This is a genomic window from Indolivaga capnocytophagoides, assembly GCF_036511535.1.
In the GTDB taxonomy this organism is placed as follows: domain Bacteria; phylum Bacteroidota; class Bacteroidia; order Bacteroidales; family Dysgonomonadaceae; genus Dysgonomonas_A; species Dysgonomonas_A capnocytophagoides.
This window is the reverse complement of record NZ_AP028867.1, coordinates 3,979,825-4,001,423: the sequence shown is the minus strand read 5'-3', so window position 1 is coordinate 4,001,423 and position 21,599 is coordinate 3,979,825. Positions and strand designations below refer to the sequence as shown.

The window sequence follows — 21,599 nt, the reverse complement described above, 5'->3', positions numbered from 1 at the left end:
TTCAGTTTTCTTTTCTTCTCTCTTTTATTTGACGATCTACTTATTTTCCTAATTGTAAGCATCCCATAATAAATGGTCCTGTCGCTTTGGCGTCATTATCGCGGATGCGTTCGTTTACATAGTACTCGAAACTTCCATCGCGATAAGGATGTCCGCCTAAGCCTGCTACCGCACAACATTTAGTCAAAGTAAGTGTACCATCGGCATTTTTCACTATCAGCGTTTTCATCAATCCATTATATGCTTTTTCAGCTACGGCACGGTATTTTTTATCGATATATCCTTTGTTTACAGCTTTTGCATATCCGTACATAAACATCGATGATACAGATGCTTCGAGGTAATTACCTCCGACTGCGCCTTTATCCAATACCTGATACCACAGTCCTGTTTTATCCTGATATTTAGGAAGAGTCTCGGCTAATCCGTTAATCATCTTAATCAATTCCGGACGTTGCGGATGCTCAGCCGGAATGTAATCTAAAACATCTACTAAAGCCATAAACCACCAGCCGATACTGCGTCCCCAAAAGTTCGGAGATTGTCCTGTTTCTTTATTTGCCCAACGTTGATTTTTGCTCTCATCCCAAGCATGATAATACAGTCCTGTCTTAACATCGTATGTATGTTTGGCACATACGATAAATTGATTGACTGCATCGTCTATCAACTCCGGTCTATTGAAGGTAACGGCATACTCAGCCAGAAAAGGCGAAGCCATATATAAACCATCGAGCCATATTTGGTGCTGATAAATAAGTTTATGCCAGAATGCTCCCTCATGAGTACGAGGATGGTTTTTCAGCTGATTAACCAAAAGATCCATCGCCAATTTATATTTCTCTTTTCCGGTTTGTTTCCAAACATCAAAAAGTACTGTTCCCGGCTTAATATAATCGAGGTTGTAAGTTTCTACTTTATACAAATGGATTTCGCCTTTATCGTTGATAACAGTATCTGCCCAGTTGATTACATAATCGAGGTATTTACGATCTCCGGTTTGTTTCCAAACATCTAACATTGCCTGACAGCCAACCCCTTGCGAATAGCCGAAATACAATCGTTTGCCATGATCGAGCTGCCAAGCTTCGGGAAAGCGTTTCATCTCCGAATCGGCAAATGCGATAGCTGTTTTCTGAGCCAAAATTCCTTGCATAACAAAAGCAAATGCGAATAGTGTTAGTAAAGTTTTTTTCATGATATATTTAAGTTTACTTATTTATGCGAATCAGTATTAAAAAATGTTCTTTTAATTTATTCAACTTTAGGGTATAACTACGCGCAATCATAGATTGCTTGTATTCCTTTTGGCCTAAGCCCCAAAAGGAACCAAAAAGTCTTTGCGGCACACTTTCGGTGCGATCCGTTTCCTGTTTGCAGGCGGAATAAAATAAAGTCGTCCTGTCGGACTTCACATTTTATTCTTTGCGCCTTGCTGCACAGAACGGATGCCTCGCACCTACAGTTAACGCCGCTGGGCTGACGCCCGTCAGGCTATCGACATCGGCGGAAGCACGGGGTACCCGTTGTGAGAAAAAAGCGTTAAAAGACAAATAGACATCAGCGATAATCATGTTTATTTGTCTTAGCTTTCGAGCACATAACGGGTCGGGCTGGAGGCGCAGTCTTGATCTTTTGTTTCGTTTTGCATCAAGGCAAAATGAAAAACAAACCCGACAGGGTGCGTTAGTAAAGAGCTAAACTTAATTGAATAAATTAAAAAAACGTTTAGATACTAAATTTAACTGCTGATTGACGTTATTTATCGGTAATTATCCAATTATCGGTACGAAAAGGAGTAGCCGGCAACCCCGCAGTATTAAAAAGGCTAGCTCTGAAAAACTTATCCCAATCGTAACGTACTGCTACAGGATCAGGTACCTGAGGTGAAGATACTTCGATCGTATTGCCAACTATAGATGCTGTAGCCGGATAGAACTGTCGGTTGTTTCCGGCAATAACAAAGCCTGAGAGATTATTATTCGGATCAGTTAAACCCTTATCAGTAAACTCGAAAGTCAAAACAGCTTTACCGTTCTTTACCTTCATCGACTTATATACAGGACCTGAATAAGGTATGTTTTGACCGTAAGTTTTAGCCAATGCCCAATTTGCAAGACGTGCCCCCGGAACTAACTTATTTCGAGGATGTATATCGGTAGAATCTCCGACATCGGTAATTACAGCCAGACCTGTATTCTTTACCGTTTTCCAAGTATTCAACTGAGCTTCACGTATAGTTGGCGGTTGCTTGTAATGAGGTGCAATCTGTACAAAATAAAACGGAAAATCACCTCTGTTCCATTCCTTTCGCCAGCTGTTTATCATCTTTGTAAAGACATGTGTATAGTCATTTGCACGAATAGAATTCGACTCGCCCTGATACCATATTGCACCTTTGATAGCATAAGGTAGCAATGGATGTATCATTGCATTCCACAAAGTAGATAAAGCTTTATTATGATCTATTCCTTGCGGTTTTTTCGGAGCTTTCAGTTCGGCATTTCCTTTTGCTTTCTCTGCATCATATACCTTTTTCTCATCCTCGTATTTTTTCAGATCGGCAGGATAATTTTCTTTTGATGTATAAAAATCCTTCACAAGCGAAGCATATACAGGATCGCTTGTCATGACTGACATTTTAGTCCATGATTCAGCATGAGTACCTCCCCATGTCGACTGAATCAATCCGATCGGCACTTGAAGTTTTTTATACAAATCGCGCCCAAAGAAAAAACCTACTGCCGAAAAGTCTTTCAGATTTTCGGGGTTACAGACCATCCAGCAACCTTCGCAATCGTCTAATTCCTGCTCAGGCGAAAGTTTCTGAGTTACATGAAACAGGCGTATTTCGGGATAATCGGCATCCTTCATTTCCTCTTCTTCATTCAAAATTCCAGTTCGCCAACCTTTATCTTTTGATACTTGAAAGTCCATATTCGACTGACCCGAGCAAAGCCAAACTTCGCCTATCAGCACATTCTGTATGATTATAGAGTTTTCACCCGATATTTCAATCGACTGGTTAGTAGTGGCTTTGGGCGTTTTTACTTTAATCAGCCATTTTCCATTAGCACCGGTAATAGTTGTATAAGTTTTTTCTGACCACGATGGCTTTACCGAAACTTTCTCTTGCGGATTAGCTGTTCCCCAGACATTTACTGTAGTCTGCTGCTGCAATAACATATTATCGGAGATAATTGCAGGTAATTTTACTGCAGCGTCAATACCTAACCCACCAAATGCGAGCAAAGCTATTACTGCCATTCTTTTTATTACTTTCATATCTATCTCATTAATGTTATACTCATCAAGCCGATAACAACCTCATTTGCTACCGATTTTACTTCCAAACGGTCGAGTTCCTTTTCTGAATTAAGTGGCAAATCAAGAATAATACCTGCTCCACCGTCAATGCTTCGTCCGTATACTTCTGCTGGTTTTATATTCATATCTTTTTCCATATCTCGGCTCACAATTGCTGTTTTCAATGCAAAACGATAAGGACGAGGCAGTTTAGACCCGAAAGCTTCATTATCTATATAGAAATCCTGCTCTATCGGAACCCATGTTTCGGGGTTAACAAGATTCAGTACATCCGAACTTCCATCTTTGTAATAAGCAGTCACAGTACCATTTACCACATGACATTGCATATGATTGGTCGAACCCGCCATCATCAGATAAGCATGAGATGCTTTGCCTATCAACGGTACAGAAATCTCAGTAGGATAATTATCCCAAAGTGTAGTAAAGGCAATATTATTACCTGTTTCCATCGAACGGAAAGGTATTCCCATTGGTGTATCGAAGGTGTTATTCTTTATCGCTTTTCTGATTCCCGAATCGTCAATATCAGCCATCAGTTTAGGATGACACCACTCTCCTATTCCTTGTTTGGGTACTTGCAGTGTAGTATAGGGCGAACGGGGTGTAAGATATTCGTTCCGAAAGATTTGCGTCACACTTGCATTCAGCATCTTATCCATATTTACAGGCTCGTATATTGGAGCATGGTTTTTCAGATTCCAATTGACCAGATTTTCGAAATACAATAATCTTCCGTTTTCCCTTACTTCCAGATGATTCGAACCAAAGCGAATTTCATCTTCAGGGACTGAAATCTTTGCTGATGTTTCGCCCCTAGCTATATTCAATTGTTGTGTGTAGGAGTTTAATTGCAGTTGTGCATCTATCACTCTATTTGTATTATTCTTGATCGTATACTGCAAATTCGAAGATTCGGCATTATACGAAACTGTAAAGGGCTCTTTAATCTCCAATGAAACAGGCTGCCACCAAGTCATTTGTCCTTGTTTCTGCTGAACAAAGAGGGTACGATTCCCAATTTCACCTTCAATAATTCCTTCTACCGAATTACTTTTCACCTTCTGATTTTTCAATACAGATTGAGGATCATACACTTTTAATACCTTAGCTTTAGATTCAAGGCTCCATGCCTCTCCTTTCACTCCCTCTCCCGAATATTCAGGTATATTTAATTCCAAGCCACTCCAAACAACTTCAACATCATACGACTTAACTGTTTTGCAATCTATCTGTATTGTCGGATAACCTACACTTTCAACTAAAGACCAAGCGGCTTTCTGTCCATTAACTTTTATCTCGGTAATATTCTCTTTCTGAGCTTTCAACTTTAAGAATAAGTTGAGAGGTTTACCGAATTTCGATTCTATATGATAAGTATCTTTTGATCCGTTACGTTTAAAATCGAAGCTGATATCAGGTGTCTCCACCGATGCATATTCCCATACTGCTGGAAATCCGGGACGAATTTCTAATCTGTCATTCATAGCATCGGGTAATATTCCGAATAAACCTTGAATAAGCGTTCGTGAGTACACTCCTATAGGGTCAGCAAAGTCTCTGTAACATTCGCCGCGAGCAGCATCATAGAAACTAACCTGACCGATATTTCCGGGACTCGATCCGAGATACATCCCATCAAGAATTGAACTTTTGAATAGTTTATAAGCCTCATCGTAACGTCCTGCCTGCCAATATGCCAATGAGGTATGCGCGACTTCGGCAAATGCCACATTATTGATAGACCACGAGTACGGTAACCAGTTAGTGGTTGCTATAGTCTCAAAATTTTCATCCTCCAACCCTCTGGCTAAAACGGGTATATGCGGTATCTCCGTATCGATATATCTTGTTGCCTGATATGCCTGAAATGGAGTATGTATATCCGAATCAAGCGCATGATACACTGTCCATACAGCAGCATTGGGGTGAATCATACCATTAGCCATCAAGTCTTTGTACTCTGCCCACCAGCCTTTTTGGGGTAGCCATAGTTGGGCATTGATAGCCTTTAATATTTTGGCTGCCTCATCGGCATAGGGTTTTGGATCTTCTCCTATCTTTTGGGCAATCATTGCCGCCATTTTATTTGCTCTGTAGTTGTAAGCTGACGGATGAGTTACACCCCCGCTATTGTATTGCAAGGCATCACTTGCCCAAATACTCGCATAGGCATCATATAATCCATCGTTATTGGGATCGAAGTTTCGTTTTTCCCATGCTAAGTGGCGTTGAAGTACCGGCCACATTTTACGGATGTAATCCATATCGCCCGTCCAATTGAAATGCCAAAGCAATTCATCGATATAGCACAGATTCATGTCATAGTGATGCATCACCTTTTTATCGCTATTCGGATTGCGCATAATGTAACCGTTGCTGTACATCTGCGTTCCCCATGCTTTTGCAGCACGTGCCAAGTTTAGTTCTTTGTCTTGTGCCGGATGTGGTATAGTCGGTTCTACATCTCTTATCTGAGATGCGGCATAGCCATCGAAATGCTTGCGTGCCTTATCGTGCCAGCCAATCGCATCGCCGACATAAGCCGCTCTCCATCCGTTGAGAGGCATACGCCAACCAACAGCTCCGTGTTGCCAACAGTCTGTAACCTCATCCCAAATACCATCTGCGGCAATGCTTAACACTCCACCTAACGTATTGAAATAAGGATCGGGAGTCGTAATCTTTACTGTACCTGCAATTTCTTTCCGTCTCGCTTCAGCTGCATCAAAAGCTTTACCCAAGTCATTTGCTGAAAGTTGAACAGCATCATTATCTTTGATTACAAAATCTATGGCTTTTTTATCTTTAATAGGAATTCTGGCAACCACTATCGAACGATTATCCGCAGCTACAGATTTCCATACATCAGTAGTTGTCATCATAAAATAGGGGGAAGCTGTTTTCAATTGAGATTCAGCAGGAAAGATTCCCATTGTTTGACGTACTCCGCCTTTTGTGCCTTGTCCGTATTCTAAGGTGAAAGTATTATCCTTGACAATGTATATATTGTTTTCGCACGACTCGGGTTTCAAAGCAAAAGCATTCGGATCATCAACACCTAAATCTCCATTGCGAAAAAAACGTTTATTGTCTGCTCCTCCGAATGTACAGATCAAGTCGAGAGGAGATAATATACCTTCGGTCTCTATTCGGGCAACCATTCCTTCAGCATCGGATAGAGCCAATACGGTTACTCTGATTTTTCCCGTTCCGAAAAAAGGGTCTTTTATTTCGTAAATTCTCGATCCTGCTCTGTAAATAGACTTGATGTACTCAGCATCGTTCAACCAAAAGCTTCTGCCTTCTTTGATAAGTCCGAGTTGAACGTTACCGCCCATCCCCGATGAAGACATGAATAGCCCAAACTCAGGAACATCGCTAGTCTCTACCCTGAAAGCCGTGTGTGTTCCATATAATGCACGATTGAATTTGCGATCGCCATTAACTATCACAAAATCTTCCCCTTCGGGGGTATAACGTAATTTGCGCTCTTTGTTATGCCAATACCCCTGACCTTGTATGGTCAGAGGTATAGACATCAATGTCAATAGGATTAATGCTATTCCAATATATTTCATCTTTCAGAAAGTTAACTTTTTACTATTTAATCATGGCATAGGTTGTAAACCTTCCCAAACAACATCCCATTTTCCGTCTTTAGGGAATCCGGGATTCTTCTCTGTGTTTCCATCCCATCCGGCACACATCATGGCTACGGCAGTCAATAATCCGCCATTACCGGGAAGATATACCCGAAGACGCGAATCCTGATAATTATGCCCATTTACCAAATAAGTATTAGTTCGTTTATCCATCAATAAAGCTCCTACAGCTTTTTCGGGTTCGCCCATACGAGCAGCACACATAGCTGTCATCGGATAGTCCCATCCCCAGGTTTTACCCCAATTCCAGTTATCCCAAATCCAATCCAGTGTATTTTTCATATAATCAGGACGTACCAATTTACATTGAGGCAATATACCGACTGCACCCAATACGGCAGGATGATCTGATGTAAATCGAATATCTTTGTATGTATCTACTGCATCTTCGGCAGCCAGATACAATCCGTCAAGAGAAGCCAGAGGCGATAATTTATCGATCAGTTCGTCCCATTGAGGTTTACGTTTTTCACCCATACGTTCGCGCCATTGCTGAGCTACAGACATGGCGTAGTGCCAATACGAAAGTTCGAATGGAGGATTGATAGTCTCCGATGCTCTTAATGTTTCCTGAGCAGGAATAATTCCTTTCAGTATATAACGACCTTCCAATTCGTCGTAAGTAGCAAATGATGCCATAAATTCAGCTGTTTCCTGAACCAAAAAGTTATATTTTTCGAGTACTTCTTTAGAAGGATTGTTACGATAAATCAATTCAGCCATATAGATAAAGTGCGGCTGTTGCCAGATAAGAAATGATCCTACTTTCGATGGTGCTTCGGTTCCCGAAGGATCGGTCATTTTCATCCATCGAGCACCTTTGAAACCTTGTCTTTCGGCTATTTTTTTTGCATTAGGGTAGGCTGTAGAATACCATCCCAAGCTACGTTCCAACAGGTCGGCTCTGTTCCAAAGGGCAAAGTGTACCGCATGCCACCAGTGCATCTCCAAGTGGAATTTGCCGAACCAACTGTTATATGTCAATCCTGTTTCTTGCGGAGGATATATTCCCGCTGATTGAACAGCCATCAGATATTGAGAAAGCACCACACGTCGCTCCAATTCTTTAGCACGTTCGTCTGTACACTTCGAGAAATCAACCGCTGCTCCTTTTTCCCAGAAATTTTGCCAGTAATTAGCTGATGCTGCAAGTGTTTCTTCAGTATTCCCAGTCTGTTCAGGTTCTTTTTCTGTGAACTCGCATGTAAAAGCAAAATCTTTGCTTTCGGGGGATAGAATATAATAATGATCTTCCTTTTTATCGAATTTCGCTTTGCCTTCCCATTTGATATTTACATAATATACGGTAGAATCGAGCGTGCGTTTCAATAGTGTCGAATTCTCGTCTTGCGATACTATTTCGGTTTTATGTTTTTCGGGGACTGTCCAATCTGTCGCATCATCTACATGTTTACCTGTAGGATATGGAAACTTGAAGTTGACTTTCATATTCCCTTTAGCCATTAATCCCGATTTCAAGCTAACACCGACTTTATCTTTATCGGGGTTACATGCTGTCTGTACCAATGCCGAGTCTGAATCAACAACAAAACGGCTCAGAATTTGCCCTTTCCACAAATCGAGCGTCTGATTTATACCTTTTATTTCAGACGACTTCACATTGCTCCCATCTGCATGAGACAGTTCTAACCCAATATATCCCAAATGGATACGGTGAGGATTGTTGCGATACCAGTTGGCTGCATCCTGCTGCCGTCCTTTTTCATTAAACTGAACCGCATAAGGTTCTTCCCATCCTCTGAAATTGTAGTTTTTGAGGGTTTCTTCGGGTTTAAACTTTTCAGGATTGGCAAAACTGTGCCATCCCCATTGCGATTGTGTACCGAGAGGAACTCCGCCTGAATACTGTTCGGGGAATGTTTGCAACCCTGTAGCATCTACTGTTATTGCAAAATTTCCGTTACCTACCGACAATGAAGATAGTTCTTCAAATTCCGTCACTTTGGGGTTATTTCGTTCCACTAATGCATAGCGGTCTATCTTTTCTGTTTTATTACTCCCACAGGCAACAAATAAGCCCGATAAGATGATAAAGTACCATTTTTTCATAGTATTTCTATTATATATTTTCATATGTTATATAGTCTGTAAGTTTTTAAGGTCTCAAACCTTTTTATGGTTAGCCAAACACTACAGTTCCAAACTGTTATTGCTTTCAAATACGCTTATCTCCAGAAAAGGTTATTGAAAAGATACAATGGAATTCAGATATACTTCAATATTTGTATAATCTTCGGTCAGATTGTATAATTTTCCATCTTCGGGATTATGAGGATCCAACCCTTTACTCAACTCCCAATCATCGGGCATGCCATCACCATCGGTATCTTTCGGATAAACTCCCGATTCCAGAACAGGCCATCCACCTACTTCATCCTGCGAGTTTATGATGCCGTTATTTCCTTGATTCGCTGTTTCACTTTTTACATCCTCTATCACCTGAGCATCATAATTGTCTCGATGCAGGCTGCATCCGGCTATATTCAACACTTTCAGATAAGCTGTCAAAGGCATATCTTCCTTTATGTCCTCAACTTCAAAAGGCTCCATAGCATGTACACGGCGCTGAGCTCCTACACCCAGCCAATTATCGGCAGTAACAATATCACTGCCATACATTATATTGTTTGCCAGATAATAAGAACCCGTTCCATCTTCCGCAGGATCGAGAAACCAAGCCCGCTTATCGTCCGATGTAGCGGGTCCGGGCTTGTAATAGTTACTCACAAAATTGATCTTTCCGCCTCTGCCTCCGCCGTAAGCAGCTTTGTATCCCCAATTATAAACTACGTTGTTTCGAAAATCAACGGGAGAGTTTCCATCCGAAGCAAAACGGGGATTACGGCTCGAATGGTGAGCCAGCAGGTTATGATGAAAAGTAGCTTTCCGCCCACCCCATATTCCACCGAAACCGTGGGCACCTTTAGAGTGTACCGATTTCGACAAGCTATGTGTTATCATACACCACTGCACTGTAACATTCTCCGATTTGTAGACAGACAAAGCCTCATCTACAGACCAGGACACCGAACAGTGGTCTATAATCAGATTTTTCACATTCATAGCTCCCATCGCATCGTCTTCCATCTTGCACTGGTCGCCCATTCGTGCTCGGATATACCGGACTATCACATTGTCTGCCTTTATGTAAAAAGGATAATTGCGAAGACATATACCATCACCGGGCGCAGTCTGCCCGGCAATGGTTATGCTGTCATTTGTTATAATAAGTTTCGATTGTAATTCGATGGTTCCGTCTACAGCAAATACAACTATACGGGCACCTGTCTGCTCAATAGCATTACGCAGGCTGCCCTCGCCCGAATCATGCAGATTTGTTACCGTGATAACACGCCCTCCACGTCCGCCGGAGGTGTACTTGCCAAAACCTTCGGCTGTAGGAAAAGCCAATGCCTGAGCACAAACGTCTCCTGCCAAAGAAAGCAGACCAAACCATAGAATTATCAATCTCACCATGCTCTTTTTCATTTAAGACCTTAATACATTGGATGCTGTTGGTTTATCAAACCGGGATTTACATCAATTATGTTGTTTGTGCTGAAAGGCAGAATCTCCACCATATTTTTCTGCATTCCATAAAACATGCTTTCAATCCATTTATTAGCAGAAGCTAATCCGGGAACATCTTCGACCGACAGTCCACCCATCTGTTTTACTGAATGGCAGCCAAACATATTCAGTATGGTATAAGAAGTTTCTATAGCTTCAACTCCCGCAGGAACATCGTTTTTGCTGAAATAAACCTGTCCGGTAGCTTTATTTTCATAGAATGTTTTATCCAAATAGCCTTTCCCCGGTGAGTTCAGCGTATTGAGAGTCGTTGTTTCAGTATCTGTCAGATTCAGAGAAGCAATATCCGCATCACTCATCGAAATATATGGAATTCCCACAACGGGATTCTTCACAACACCTTTTATCGTTTTATAAGCCCGGTAAACTTCCACATTGGCATACTGTCCTTGTCGTTTTGCCAACTGATACAGTTTATCTTTTTCGGCAGTTAGATGCTCGTATAAAATACCCCAGCGTGTAAGGTCGGTCTTACGCAACGATTCGTTCGAAAGCTCCAACTTACGTTCTTTGATAATAGCGTTTCTGAAATCACTATATCCTGACGGTATCGTTCCTACCTTAGATGCATCTTTTTTAAATGCACGTAAGCGAACAATTTTCAGGGCTTCGGCTGCCTCTGCTGTCGGACCATTATTTAATTCATTCAATGCTTCGGCATACATCAGCAATACATCGGAATAACGCAGCAGAGGGAAATTGATATCCCGTTTACTGTCGGTCGTACCCCGGTCTGCTTTCCAGTCGATACGGTATTTGCCTATTGCAGCACCGATGTAAGTACTCATCTGCAAATTGTCATTAGCCAATATTCCATAATTACATACCGAAACATCACGACGCTGGTCTCCTTCGTCAAACTCAAAGAACAGAGTCGGCATAACTATCATCTGAGGACCTCCCTTACCGAATGTAGCGCTTGTTCCGCTGGTAGCAATTCCATTTACATAACCGGTACGCACATCGGGGCTTTCCGAACCGTACCACCCATATTCGAGGATCGTTTCGTTATTATATTGTTTCAATGCCAAATCACGGAACACCTGATCGTAATCGCTCAATAAGCTGTTCTCCTTCTGAGCAATGACAGCTGCACAAGCATCAGCTGCAATCTTGTACAATTCTTTGACACGGGCTGCATCATCACGCTGGGCGATTTTAACTGTAGCTTTGTTGTAAGGAACTGTATTCAGATCCCAGCGTAAAGAATATCCGGCTGCATACAACGCCACACGGGCAAGCATACCATATGCTGCATTTTTCGTAAAACGTTCCGAAGTTTGTACCATTCCTTCGCTCTTCCACGGAAGCAGTTCAATCGCTTTTTGAAGGTCTTCGATACAGTGATCCCAGATTTCATCACGGCTGACACGAGAAGATGTAAAGCTCGTTAAATCGGCTGTTGGTATAGCAGAATAAGGGACATCACCGTAAAACCGCACAATATTCCAATATGCATATGCCCGAACAGCATAAGATTCACCCAATAATGAGTTGACCTTTTTTCTATCACTCTCCGAAACATTCATCAATGGAATATTCTTTATACAAACATTCGAATATTCGATAGCCCTATACATGGTAGTGTATGTAGAACTGAGCATGCCTGTAAGATTGGTATAATCGTAATTCGAAACATTGTATTTGGAGTTTGATTCTGTTGAGCTCGATTCGTCCGTTCCCATCAACAATTGGTAACCCAATTCTTGTGTATAGAGGTAAGGATACGCCCCTACAACTGTCATTTCGGCTCTGCTGACTGTAGAGAAAATAGTACCGCTGTCTGCTTTGGATTCGGAAGGCATATCCAGCCAATCCTGACATGAGCTGCACATCAATAACAGAGCAGATATTCCTAAAATATTTATTATTTTTTTCATATTATAATCTATTTAAGGCCTCAGACCTTTTGTATAACTTTAACAAGAATAGCTTAAAAAGTAAGGTTTAATCCTAACACCCAGCTTTTTGCACGGGGGAATGAAGAGTTATCGACACCCGGAGTCAGAGCATTGTCGCTCGCCGATACTTCAGGGTCATAACCTGTATAGCTGGTAAATGTATGGATGTTGTTAAGCGTACCATAAACACGAACACTATTGATTCGGGCTTTCTGTACCAAGTTCCTTGGCAATGTATAGCCCAGAGTTATGTTATTTAAGCGCAGATAAGAGCCGTTTTCCAGATAATAGCTGCTGTGATCGCTGATTGCAGTTTTGTTATTCGAAGATATATTCCATAGCATGGAACCGCTATGTTGTCCGGGGTTCAGTTCCGCCAATCGTGTCAGGTTGGAACTTTCTTTTCCGGTCTGGGGATCTATCAATGTAAATCGGTTATTCATCTTCGACAATGTATTCTGGTTAGCCAGATATGGACCGATAAAACGCTGCGTACTCATATTGAATACTTTGTTGCCATATACAAAATTGAAGAAAACACTCAGATCAAAACCTTTATATCTGAAGGTATTACTCATACCTCCTGTAAATTTGGGCTGTGCACTGCCGATAACAGTACGGTCGTTTACCGAAAAAACCGGATTTCCGTCTTTGTCCACCTCTCCTGTAATTGCCTGGTATTTTACATCACCCACTTTTACTTTCGAACGGGTACTTCCTTTCAGATAAGGTATTCCGTCCTTTAAAGTATATGACCCATCGGAGTTTTGATTGAAATCGTCGGTTGTATAAATTCCATCATAAATCAATCCGTAGTATTGCCCCAAAGGCTTACCTACTTCTATCATATACCCCATGCGGGATTTATAATCTTTTGTAAAATAGTCCTGCTCCTTGTTTCCGTACAATTCGAGTACTTTAGAACGATTGAATGCAATGTTGAAGTCTGTTGTCCAGGTAAAGTCTTTGGTTGCTATGTTTGTTGTATTCAACACAATTTCAAGACCTCTGTTACGAATAGACCCCAGATTCTGTATTTGAGTAGAATATCCGGTAGATGTTGGTATTTTATTTTCAATCAACAGGTTGGACGATTCATTGTTATACCAATCCACAGTAAGGTTGAAGCGGCTGTTGATCCACGACATATCCAATCCGATATTGGTTGTGGTGGTTTTTTCCCATTTCAAAGCAGCATTTCCAAGTACAGTTCCGGGAATGTATGTAATATAATCTCCTCCGTTATATCCATAGTGCCCCGATCCATAAGAGGTTGTGTACATATTGTTCTTGATATTATTATTACCGGCAATACCATATCCGACACGAAGTTTAAGGCTGTTCATGTAATCACGGGTACTTTCCATAAACGATTCTTCGGATATACGCCATGCTCCCGAAGCCGATGGGAAATATCCCCATTGCTGACCTCTTGCAAACTTCGAAGATCCATCGGCACGCAATGTTCCGGTGAAAAGATAACGTTCTTTGAAGTTATAAGACACACGTCCGAATACAGACACCAAACCTATTTTATCTTTACCCGATTTCCAGGTGTACGGAATCCCCATACTGACATCGTTCAGCCCGAAATTACCATCCGAAAAACTACGGTATTCGTTTTCGAGTTTCATATCTTCGGTATAATACGTTTCTTGTCCCAAAAGAAAGTTAAAACGATGCTTCTCTTTCAGATTCAAAGCATAATTCAAAGTATTGGTTATCTGCCATGAATATTTTTCGCTGTTATCGCGCGAACCATATCCGTAAGGACTTTTATTGGCTTTGGCCTGCTTGGTACTTCCATCGTCCCAATAGTCTTTGCGTACCTGTTCCCACGTATAACTGCCCGCAGTACGGAATGTCATATTCTTGATGATATCGAACTCCAATCCGGCATTGACAGTTGCCAGTCTTGTGTATTTTTCATTCGAAATAGCACGGTTATCTAGAATCGGATTCTGAGCATCGTAATTGGCATCATTCATCAGATCGCCGATCTCCGTACCGATATCAGAACCTATCATTTCTTCGTTCGTCCATTTGTTTCCCCCTGTAATAGGCTGCAATATGGTTTGTTTCAGCTTACCACCCAGCGAGCCTCCGCCCTCAACTTTGGTCATTTGCAGATTGGATGCAAAATCAAAACGGATGCCTTTCCATAATTCATGATTAAGTTTGGCTCGGACACTGTTTTTCTGGTAGCCATGTTTCTCCATTATACCATCTTCTCCGGTATAGTTGTAACTCACCATATATTTGGTCTTTTCAGATCCTCCGCTAATATTGATATTGTGATTCTGAATAATACCGGTATCGCCAAATACCTCATCCTGCCAGTCTATTCCGGCACGGTTTCCGTATTCCTGCGAGATACGAGAATAAGCTCCGGTATAAAAATCGGGCGCATTTATATCTCCCCCGAAAAAGTTGGCGAAACTGTTTTCACTACCACGAAGGGTATTAAATTCATACTGATACTTTACATAATCTTCAACTCCCAGCAATTTTAATTTCTTGCCTAAACGATTGAAGCTGACGTAGGCATTATAAGAGACCTCTGTCTTTCCTGATTTTCCCGACTTTGTAGTGATCAGGATAATACCATTAGATCCTCTCGCTCCGTAAATAGCCGTCGCAGAAGCATCCTTCATAACATCGATCGATGCAATATCATTAATATCGACACTGCGTAAACCATTCCCCATCTGGAAACCATCGACAATATAAAGAGGTTTAGTCCCTTGTGTGATAGATGTTCCTCCACGTACCGTTATCTGCACATCGGCACCGGGAGCACCACTCTGCTGAATAACATTTACACCGGCGGCCTTACCTGCTAATGCCTGAGCAGCCGTAGTTACGGGAATGTTTGCCAGATCGGAACCTTTAACCGAAATTGTAGACCCTGTAAGGTCTTTTTTCCGTACAGCACCATAACCGATCACAACAACTTCATCCAAAGAATTATCTTCGGGTTTTAATATTACGTTAAAATCACGGCTGAGACCTACCGCGAGGTTTTGCGATACATATCCGATAAATGAATATGTAAGGATTGTCTTTTCATTGGGTACAGAGAGACTGAATTTTCCATCCAGATCAGTGAGTGTTCCTGTAGAGGTTCCTTTTATTGCTACACTTACACCCGGCAAAGGGCCCATCTCGTCTTGGACTGTCCCCTTTATTACAATACCGGATTGGGCAGATGCGGTTGTGCCCAGTAAGATAAAAAGCAATGACAAAAGCAAACCTCTAAGAGTAGAGTCCGTTTTTCTCTTGTTTTTACATTCATTCATGATTTTTCAAATTTTAGGTTTAAGAAAATAAGTAAGGTCACAGACCTATTTATTACTTTTATACAAATACCGTCTAAAGGTTAGGTTTACATAGATGATTTAAAAAGTGTCAATTCGCTGTTGTTTTCTTGTTTTTCAATCAGATCAGTTAACATTACTTATGTCACGGTATTTGTTCATAACTTAGGTTACAGGGCAAATATATAGAAGCCTTTAAATTTCGGAGGGGGTAATCTGTTCTAACCTGAAAATCCCCGTTTTCAGATTTACCGGGAGACACAGACCGAAAAAACCGCAAAATACAGAAGACAGGGTGTAAAGTGTTTTTTATAGGGGGAAAATCCAGTATTTTACTTATCGAGGTGTTTTTTTAACGAAACAAGTTTATTTTTGTATTAAGGTCGTAGACCTGTTTGTAACCTATTAAGTAACAGAAAGTATTTAATGTCGCACACTAACAGCTATAACTATCAATCGCTGCTACACTTGGATGGACAATAAATAAATCTGAGACCTTAATACCACATAAAACCTTAGACCTTACCAAAAACACCTGCTATGACAGTCGACAGACTCAGATATTTATCATATATTCTTCTATTCCTGTTTCCGGTAATTGTATCAGCTCAACCCAAATGCTACTTCGAACATTACGGATCGGATGATGGATTGCCGCAACATTCCATTATGGATATCCATCAGGATAAAAACGGATTCATGTGGTTTGCGACCTGGGACGGGCTTTGCAAATTTGACGGTTACAACTTCAAAACATACCGGATATTAGACGAAAGCAGCAAACAGATATGGGGAAACCGCATCGAACGCATTTACGAAGATATTAACGGTTATATATGGATAACACTTCCATACGAAAGAAAACCATTAAGATTCGATCCGAAAACCGAAAAATTTATGGGTCTCCGATTCCTGAAAGAATATGCAGACCTCACCTTCTCGTATAAAAATATTATCACAACAAAATCGGGCAAAGTATGGTTCGTATCAGACCATACCGGAGCGATATGCATACCCGATATCAAGTTCAGTGTCGAAATATACAATAAGAGTAGTAAACACATACGTACCAACCGGATATACACAGTACACGAAGACTCTCAGGGTAACTCATGGCTGTTAACTGACAATGGATTATACCAGATATCAAAAGAAAAGAAGATTACCGACCTCTTTGTGGAAAAAACCTCGAGAGGAGGTGATAAGTTTTCGCAGAGCTTCTATTCGGTACTCGAGATGAAAAGCGAAATATGGTTTGGTTCGGATATGGGGCGCATATGGATATACAATAAGCACAGCGGACAATTCAGGTTGATGGAAACCCACAGCAGTTCCAAAATACAGGACATAAAAAGCATCGACGAAAATCAGATATTATTAGTCACCAATTCCGACGGATTCTTCATCTATCATAAAGCCTCGGATAAAATGACTCATTATACCAAAGACAATCTGCATGATATGCGGACAAACACAATACATTCGAGCCATATAGACCGCGATCTCAATGTATGGCTCGAACTGGACTGTATAGGGGCTGCCCGTTTCAACACGGAAGACAATACGCTGAAACACTACGACACGAAAGTAGAAACCGCCGTCTCGAACGTATTTCCGCCTAACTTTTTTATACTCGAAGACCAAAACGGTCGGACATGGGTGCATCCGAGAGGTGGGGGATTTTCGTTATTCGATAAAAAGAATGACAGGCTCATCCCATTTTACAATGAACCTCAATCGGTAGACTGGCGTTTCTCCAACATGTTGCATTGCGCATTCTCAGATAAACAGGGCAATCTGTGGCTCAGTACACGCTCTCAGGGACTGGAAAAAATAATCTTCAAGAATGACCTGTTCAGTACCCGTATTATCGACGAAAACATACATACAACGGTCAATAATGATGTCCGCTGCATTTATGTAGATTCTCAGAAGCGGATGTGGGTATCGACCAAACTCGGGAAGACATTCGTTTACGACAGACATAAAAAGCCATTAGGATATATCTGCTCCGATGGTTCGATAGGATATGGGGATCCACTCAAAGGGACATGCTACAGTATTCTTGAGGACGACCGCAATAATATCTGGATAGGGACGAAAGGAGACGGAGTATATCGCCTGCAAACACAAACGGGAAGCAATAAATACAAGATAGCGCAATACAAAAGCTCCGACAAAGATCTTTACAGTCTCACCGGAAACAGTATATATTCGATCTTTCAGGACAATAAAAAACGTATCTGGGTAGGATCATACGGAACAGGAGGTCTCAACCTGTTCGAAAATAAGAACGGCGGACGGTTCATCAATATAAAGAACCACCTGAAAGGCTACCCTTCCACCGGAGCGCAGATACGGGTAATATCATCCGATAAGTACGGCAATATCTGTGTCGGCACAACTTTAGGGCTGATTGTATTTTCTTCTGATTTCGAGTATCCCGAATCTATTAAGTACAACGTATACAACAGGCAGGAAGGCGATAATTCGCTACATTCGAGCGACATTTACGATATACGCACCACCCGTCGGGGGGAAACGTATCTTGCGACTTTCGGAGGTGGTCTGAGCCTGATAAATCAAGTTGACCCGAAAGGATTTCCGCTGGGATTTGAAACATATACCACCCGAAACGGATTACCTTCAAACATTATACTCAACATTATAGATGACCGTCACAGCAATCTATGGATAGCTACCGAAGGAAATATACTGAAACTCGATACTCAGAAGAAAGAATTTGAAACATATAGCGAAGCCAGCCGGATGCTCAGCGGAGCTACTTTTTCCGAAGGATCACGCTGTGTGGCAGATTCGGGAATTATATACTTCGGATACTCAAAAGGGCTTATTTACCTCGATCCCGATCAGGTGAGTAACAATACATTCAAGCCATACGTTGCATTAACCAAATTCCAGATCAGCAACAAAGACATTGCAGTGGGAGAAGACTCTCCACTCAAAGAGAATATTGATGATCTGAAATACATAAAACTGAACCACAAACAAAATATAATCAGCCTCGAATTTGTGGCTTTGGATTACGTAGATCCTGCCCGTATCATATATGCCTATATGCTCGAAGGGTTCGATAAGGAATGGATTGTAACTCAAAATCAAAGATTTGCGAATTACACAAACCTCGCCCCCGGAAAATACCGGTTCAAAGTACGATCGACCAACAGCGACGGGGTATGGATGAACAACGAACATATACTGGATATAGAGATCACTCCTTCGTTCTGGCAGACAGGATGGGCATACCTGCTGTATATCGCAGCAATAATATTTTTCATCTACCTGATCATGCGTATATTGTTTGTATTCTATCGTCTGCAGGATAAGATAAAACTCGAGCACGAACAAGCCGAAATGAAGATACGTTTCTTCACCGATATTTCGCATGAAATACGCACTCCTTTGACGATGATTGTATCTCCTGTGGAAAATATCCTACACAACAGCCATCCGCCCGAAGACATAAAAAGTCAGTTGCAGCTCGTTCTCAAAAATACCAACCGTATGATACGGATGGTAAACCAGATACTTGATTTCAGAAAAGTACAAAAGCAAAAACTCAACCTGCAAAAGACCCCTGTCGGCGACTATGTAGAAGAAATCTGCAACGGCTTTACCGATATATCGAGAGATAAGCACATAGATCTGATTATTAACAATGAGGCCGGCAATGAATTGCTTTGGATAGACCGGGACAGTTTCGAGAAACTTTTATTCAACCTGCTGTCCAATGCTTTCAAATACACGCCCGAAGGTCGACGTATAGAAGTAAGCATACGCCCTTCGAAAAAGGACGATTTGATAGAATTGCAGGTAAAAGACGAAGGTACGGGCATGACACGTGAAGTACAAAACAAACTATTTGTCCGTTTTGCATCATTCAATAAGGACAAAAGCAAACCAAGTACCGGAATAGGGCTGTCGATCGTGAAAGAAGTCGCCGACAAGCACCATGCAAAAATCACCGTGAGCAGTGAACAGAATAAGGGCACTTCGTTCTCGGTATTCTTCGAAAGAGGATTCGAACATTTCCAAAACGACAGTAACATTATTTTATCCCATGCTGATAACAGCATTGAGGTCAGTACCCGACAGATATCCGATCCCGAAATAAAAAATCTTCCCGAATCAGAAACACCCGACACTAATTATTCGATATTAGTTGCCGAAGACGATACAGACTTACGGCAATTTATAAAGTCGATGTTGAGCCCGCATTACCATATTTTGGAAGCAGCCGATGGTAAAGCCGGATACAATCTCGCGGTAGAGCAGCTACCCGATTTTATCATCAGCGACATTATGATGCCCGAGATAGACGGACTTGAATTTCTCCAGAAAATAAGAAATAGAACAGAAACAAACCATATTCCCTTTATCCTGTTATCGGCAAAATCGGACATCGAAAGCAAACTCCACGGACTGGAATACGGAGCAGATGATTATATCACCAAGCCGTTTAGCGTAAACTACCTGAAAGCCCGTATCGAAAATATTATCAGACAGAGAAAATCGCTGATAGAAAGTTTATCGGCATCATCACCGAAGCAAACTTCGGCAAAAAAAGACCTGAAAGATAAACAACCCGTGTCGATAACTCAGGCAGACGAGATATTTATCGTAAAGGTTAAGGACGAAATTTTCAAAAATATGGATGACAGTTCTTTCCTTATAGACGATCTGGCATCCGCAATGGCTATGAGCCGCACTGTATTTTTCAAAAAAATAAAGAGCCTTACGGGACAGGCTCCTGTGGACTTTATCAGGGATATAAGGATGAATCATGCCGCACGATTGCTCGAGGAAACAAGCTATTCGGTTAAAGAGATCGGATATATGGTCGGCATATCCGATACAAAGTATTTTACTCAATGTTTCAAAAAGAAGTTCAACACACCTCCGTCTGAATACCGCAACCGAGCGAAAAGTTCCCTGTAGGGGCGTATTGCATACGCCCGAGCATACAATCCATCATCTGGCTAATGGTGATTCGCCCCTACAGTGGGCATCGACTAGTTTTTATCTATACTTAAAAACACATTACAATTATGGCAAAGTATACCGATAAACTAGGAAAGCAAATAACAGGGGCAATAGAGCAGGACGAATATACATTGGGCGAAATCTGCTCAATACACAACATCAGCCGCAAAACATTTTATCAGTGGATGGTCAAATATCCCGATTTTGAGGAAATGGTCAATAATGCCCGTCTGGAAAGAGACGAGCGCCTGGCTCAAAAAGCACGGCAGATACTAAAGCAAAGGGTAGAACAAGGTCGTACAGTAACTACCACCCGTTATAAATATGCCGTAGATGAGTACGGCGAATTGTATCTGGCAGGAAAGACAGTAACAGTGAAAGAATATTCTCCGGATGAAAAGACCCTCAAAATGGCAATATCCAAAGAAAATGATATTGACAATAAGGAGAAAAAGATACTTGTTGAACTGAAGGAAAAAGAACGTATTTTACAAGAAGAACTGGAATATAGATTGTGGAAAGAGGAAGAAGACAGAGAGTTTCAGGAGAGAATCAGAACATCAGCCGAAGAGATGACTCAAAAAAACAATCAAGCTATTGAATATAATGAATAGAGACTCAGTTGTTACTTTTGTTACCTTTTCTAACTTTTAGTGTTTAGCGGATTTCTAAAAAGGCTTAATAATGTCAATCAGTATTTGAAAATCGTTCTTTTAAATTATGCTATTTACTACGCGCAATCAGAGATTGCTTGTGTTCCTTTTGGCTAAAGC

8 protein-coding genes and 1 pseudogene are annotated in these 21,599 nt (G+C 41.3%); 2 read left to right on the top strand and 7 right to left on the bottom strand.

The genetic code is table 11. The annotated features are described in order from the left end of the window. Window positions 1-40: 40 nt before the first annotated feature. The 7 genes and pseudogenes from AABJ51_RS16070 to AABJ51_RS16040 form a co-directional block, all read right to left on the bottom strand. Window positions 41-1,156 (bottom strand): glycoside hydrolase family 88/105 protein, encoded by a 1,116-nt coding sequence (locus AABJ51_RS16070; RefSeq protein ID WP_338376019.1) that lies wholly within the window; start codon window positions 1,154-1,156, stop codon window positions 41-43. 620 nt (window positions 1,157-1,776) lie between these two features. Then, window positions 1,777-3,267, bottom strand: a pseudogene (locus AABJ51_RS16065) (sialate O-acetylesterase); the annotation flags it as partial. A gap of 20 nt (window positions 3,268-3,287) precedes the next feature. After that, on the bottom strand, window positions 3,288-6,908 hold the full coding sequence (locus AABJ51_RS16060) for a DUF4450 domain-containing protein (protein ID WP_338373370.1): 3,621 nt from the start codon (window positions 6,906-6,908) through the stop codon (window positions 3,288-3,290). Window positions 6,909-6,938: 30 nt separating this feature from the next. Continuing rightward, window positions 6,939-9,062 (bottom strand): hypothetical protein, encoded by a 2,124-nt coding sequence (locus AABJ51_RS16055; RefSeq protein WP_338373369.1) that lies wholly within the window; start codon window positions 9,060-9,062, stop codon window positions 6,939-6,941. 132 nt (window positions 9,063-9,194) lie between these two features. After that, window positions 9,195-10,490: a pectate lyase gene (locus tag AABJ51_RS16050; protein ID WP_338373368.1), complete on the bottom strand. Its 1,296-nt coding sequence runs from the start codon at window positions 10,488-10,490 to the stop codon at window positions 9,195-9,197. A 20-nt stretch (window positions 10,491-10,510) separates the two neighbouring features. Continuing rightward, a complete protein-coding gene (locus tag AABJ51_RS16045; RefSeq protein WP_338373367.1) occupies window positions 10,511-12,484 on the bottom strand; it encodes a RagB/SusD family nutrient uptake outer membrane protein in 1,974 nt (657 codons plus the stop codon). A gap of 53 nt (window positions 12,485-12,537) precedes the next feature. After that, a complete protein-coding gene (locus AABJ51_RS16040; protein WP_338373366.1) occupies window positions 12,538-15,804 on the bottom strand; it encodes a SusC/RagA family TonB-linked outer membrane protein in 3,267 nt (1,088 codons plus the stop codon). Between the two features lie 558 nt (window positions 15,805-16,362). Between AABJ51_RS16040 and AABJ51_RS16035 the strand changes: the two genes are divergently transcribed. Both AABJ51_RS16035 and AABJ51_RS16030 read left to right on the top strand, forming a co-directional pair. Further along, window positions 16,363-20,781: a hybrid sensor histidine kinase/response regulator transcription factor gene (locus tag AABJ51_RS16035; protein ID WP_338373365.1), complete on the top strand. Its 4,419-nt coding sequence runs from the start codon at window positions 16,363-16,365 to the stop codon at window positions 20,779-20,781. Between the two features lie 110 nt (window positions 20,782-20,891). Further along, window positions 20,892-21,440, top strand: a complete 549-nt coding sequence (locus AABJ51_RS16030; protein WP_338373364.1) for a terminase small subunit-like protein — start codon at window positions 20,892-20,894, stop codon at window positions 21,438-21,440. Window positions 21,441-21,599 lie beyond the last annotated feature (159 nt).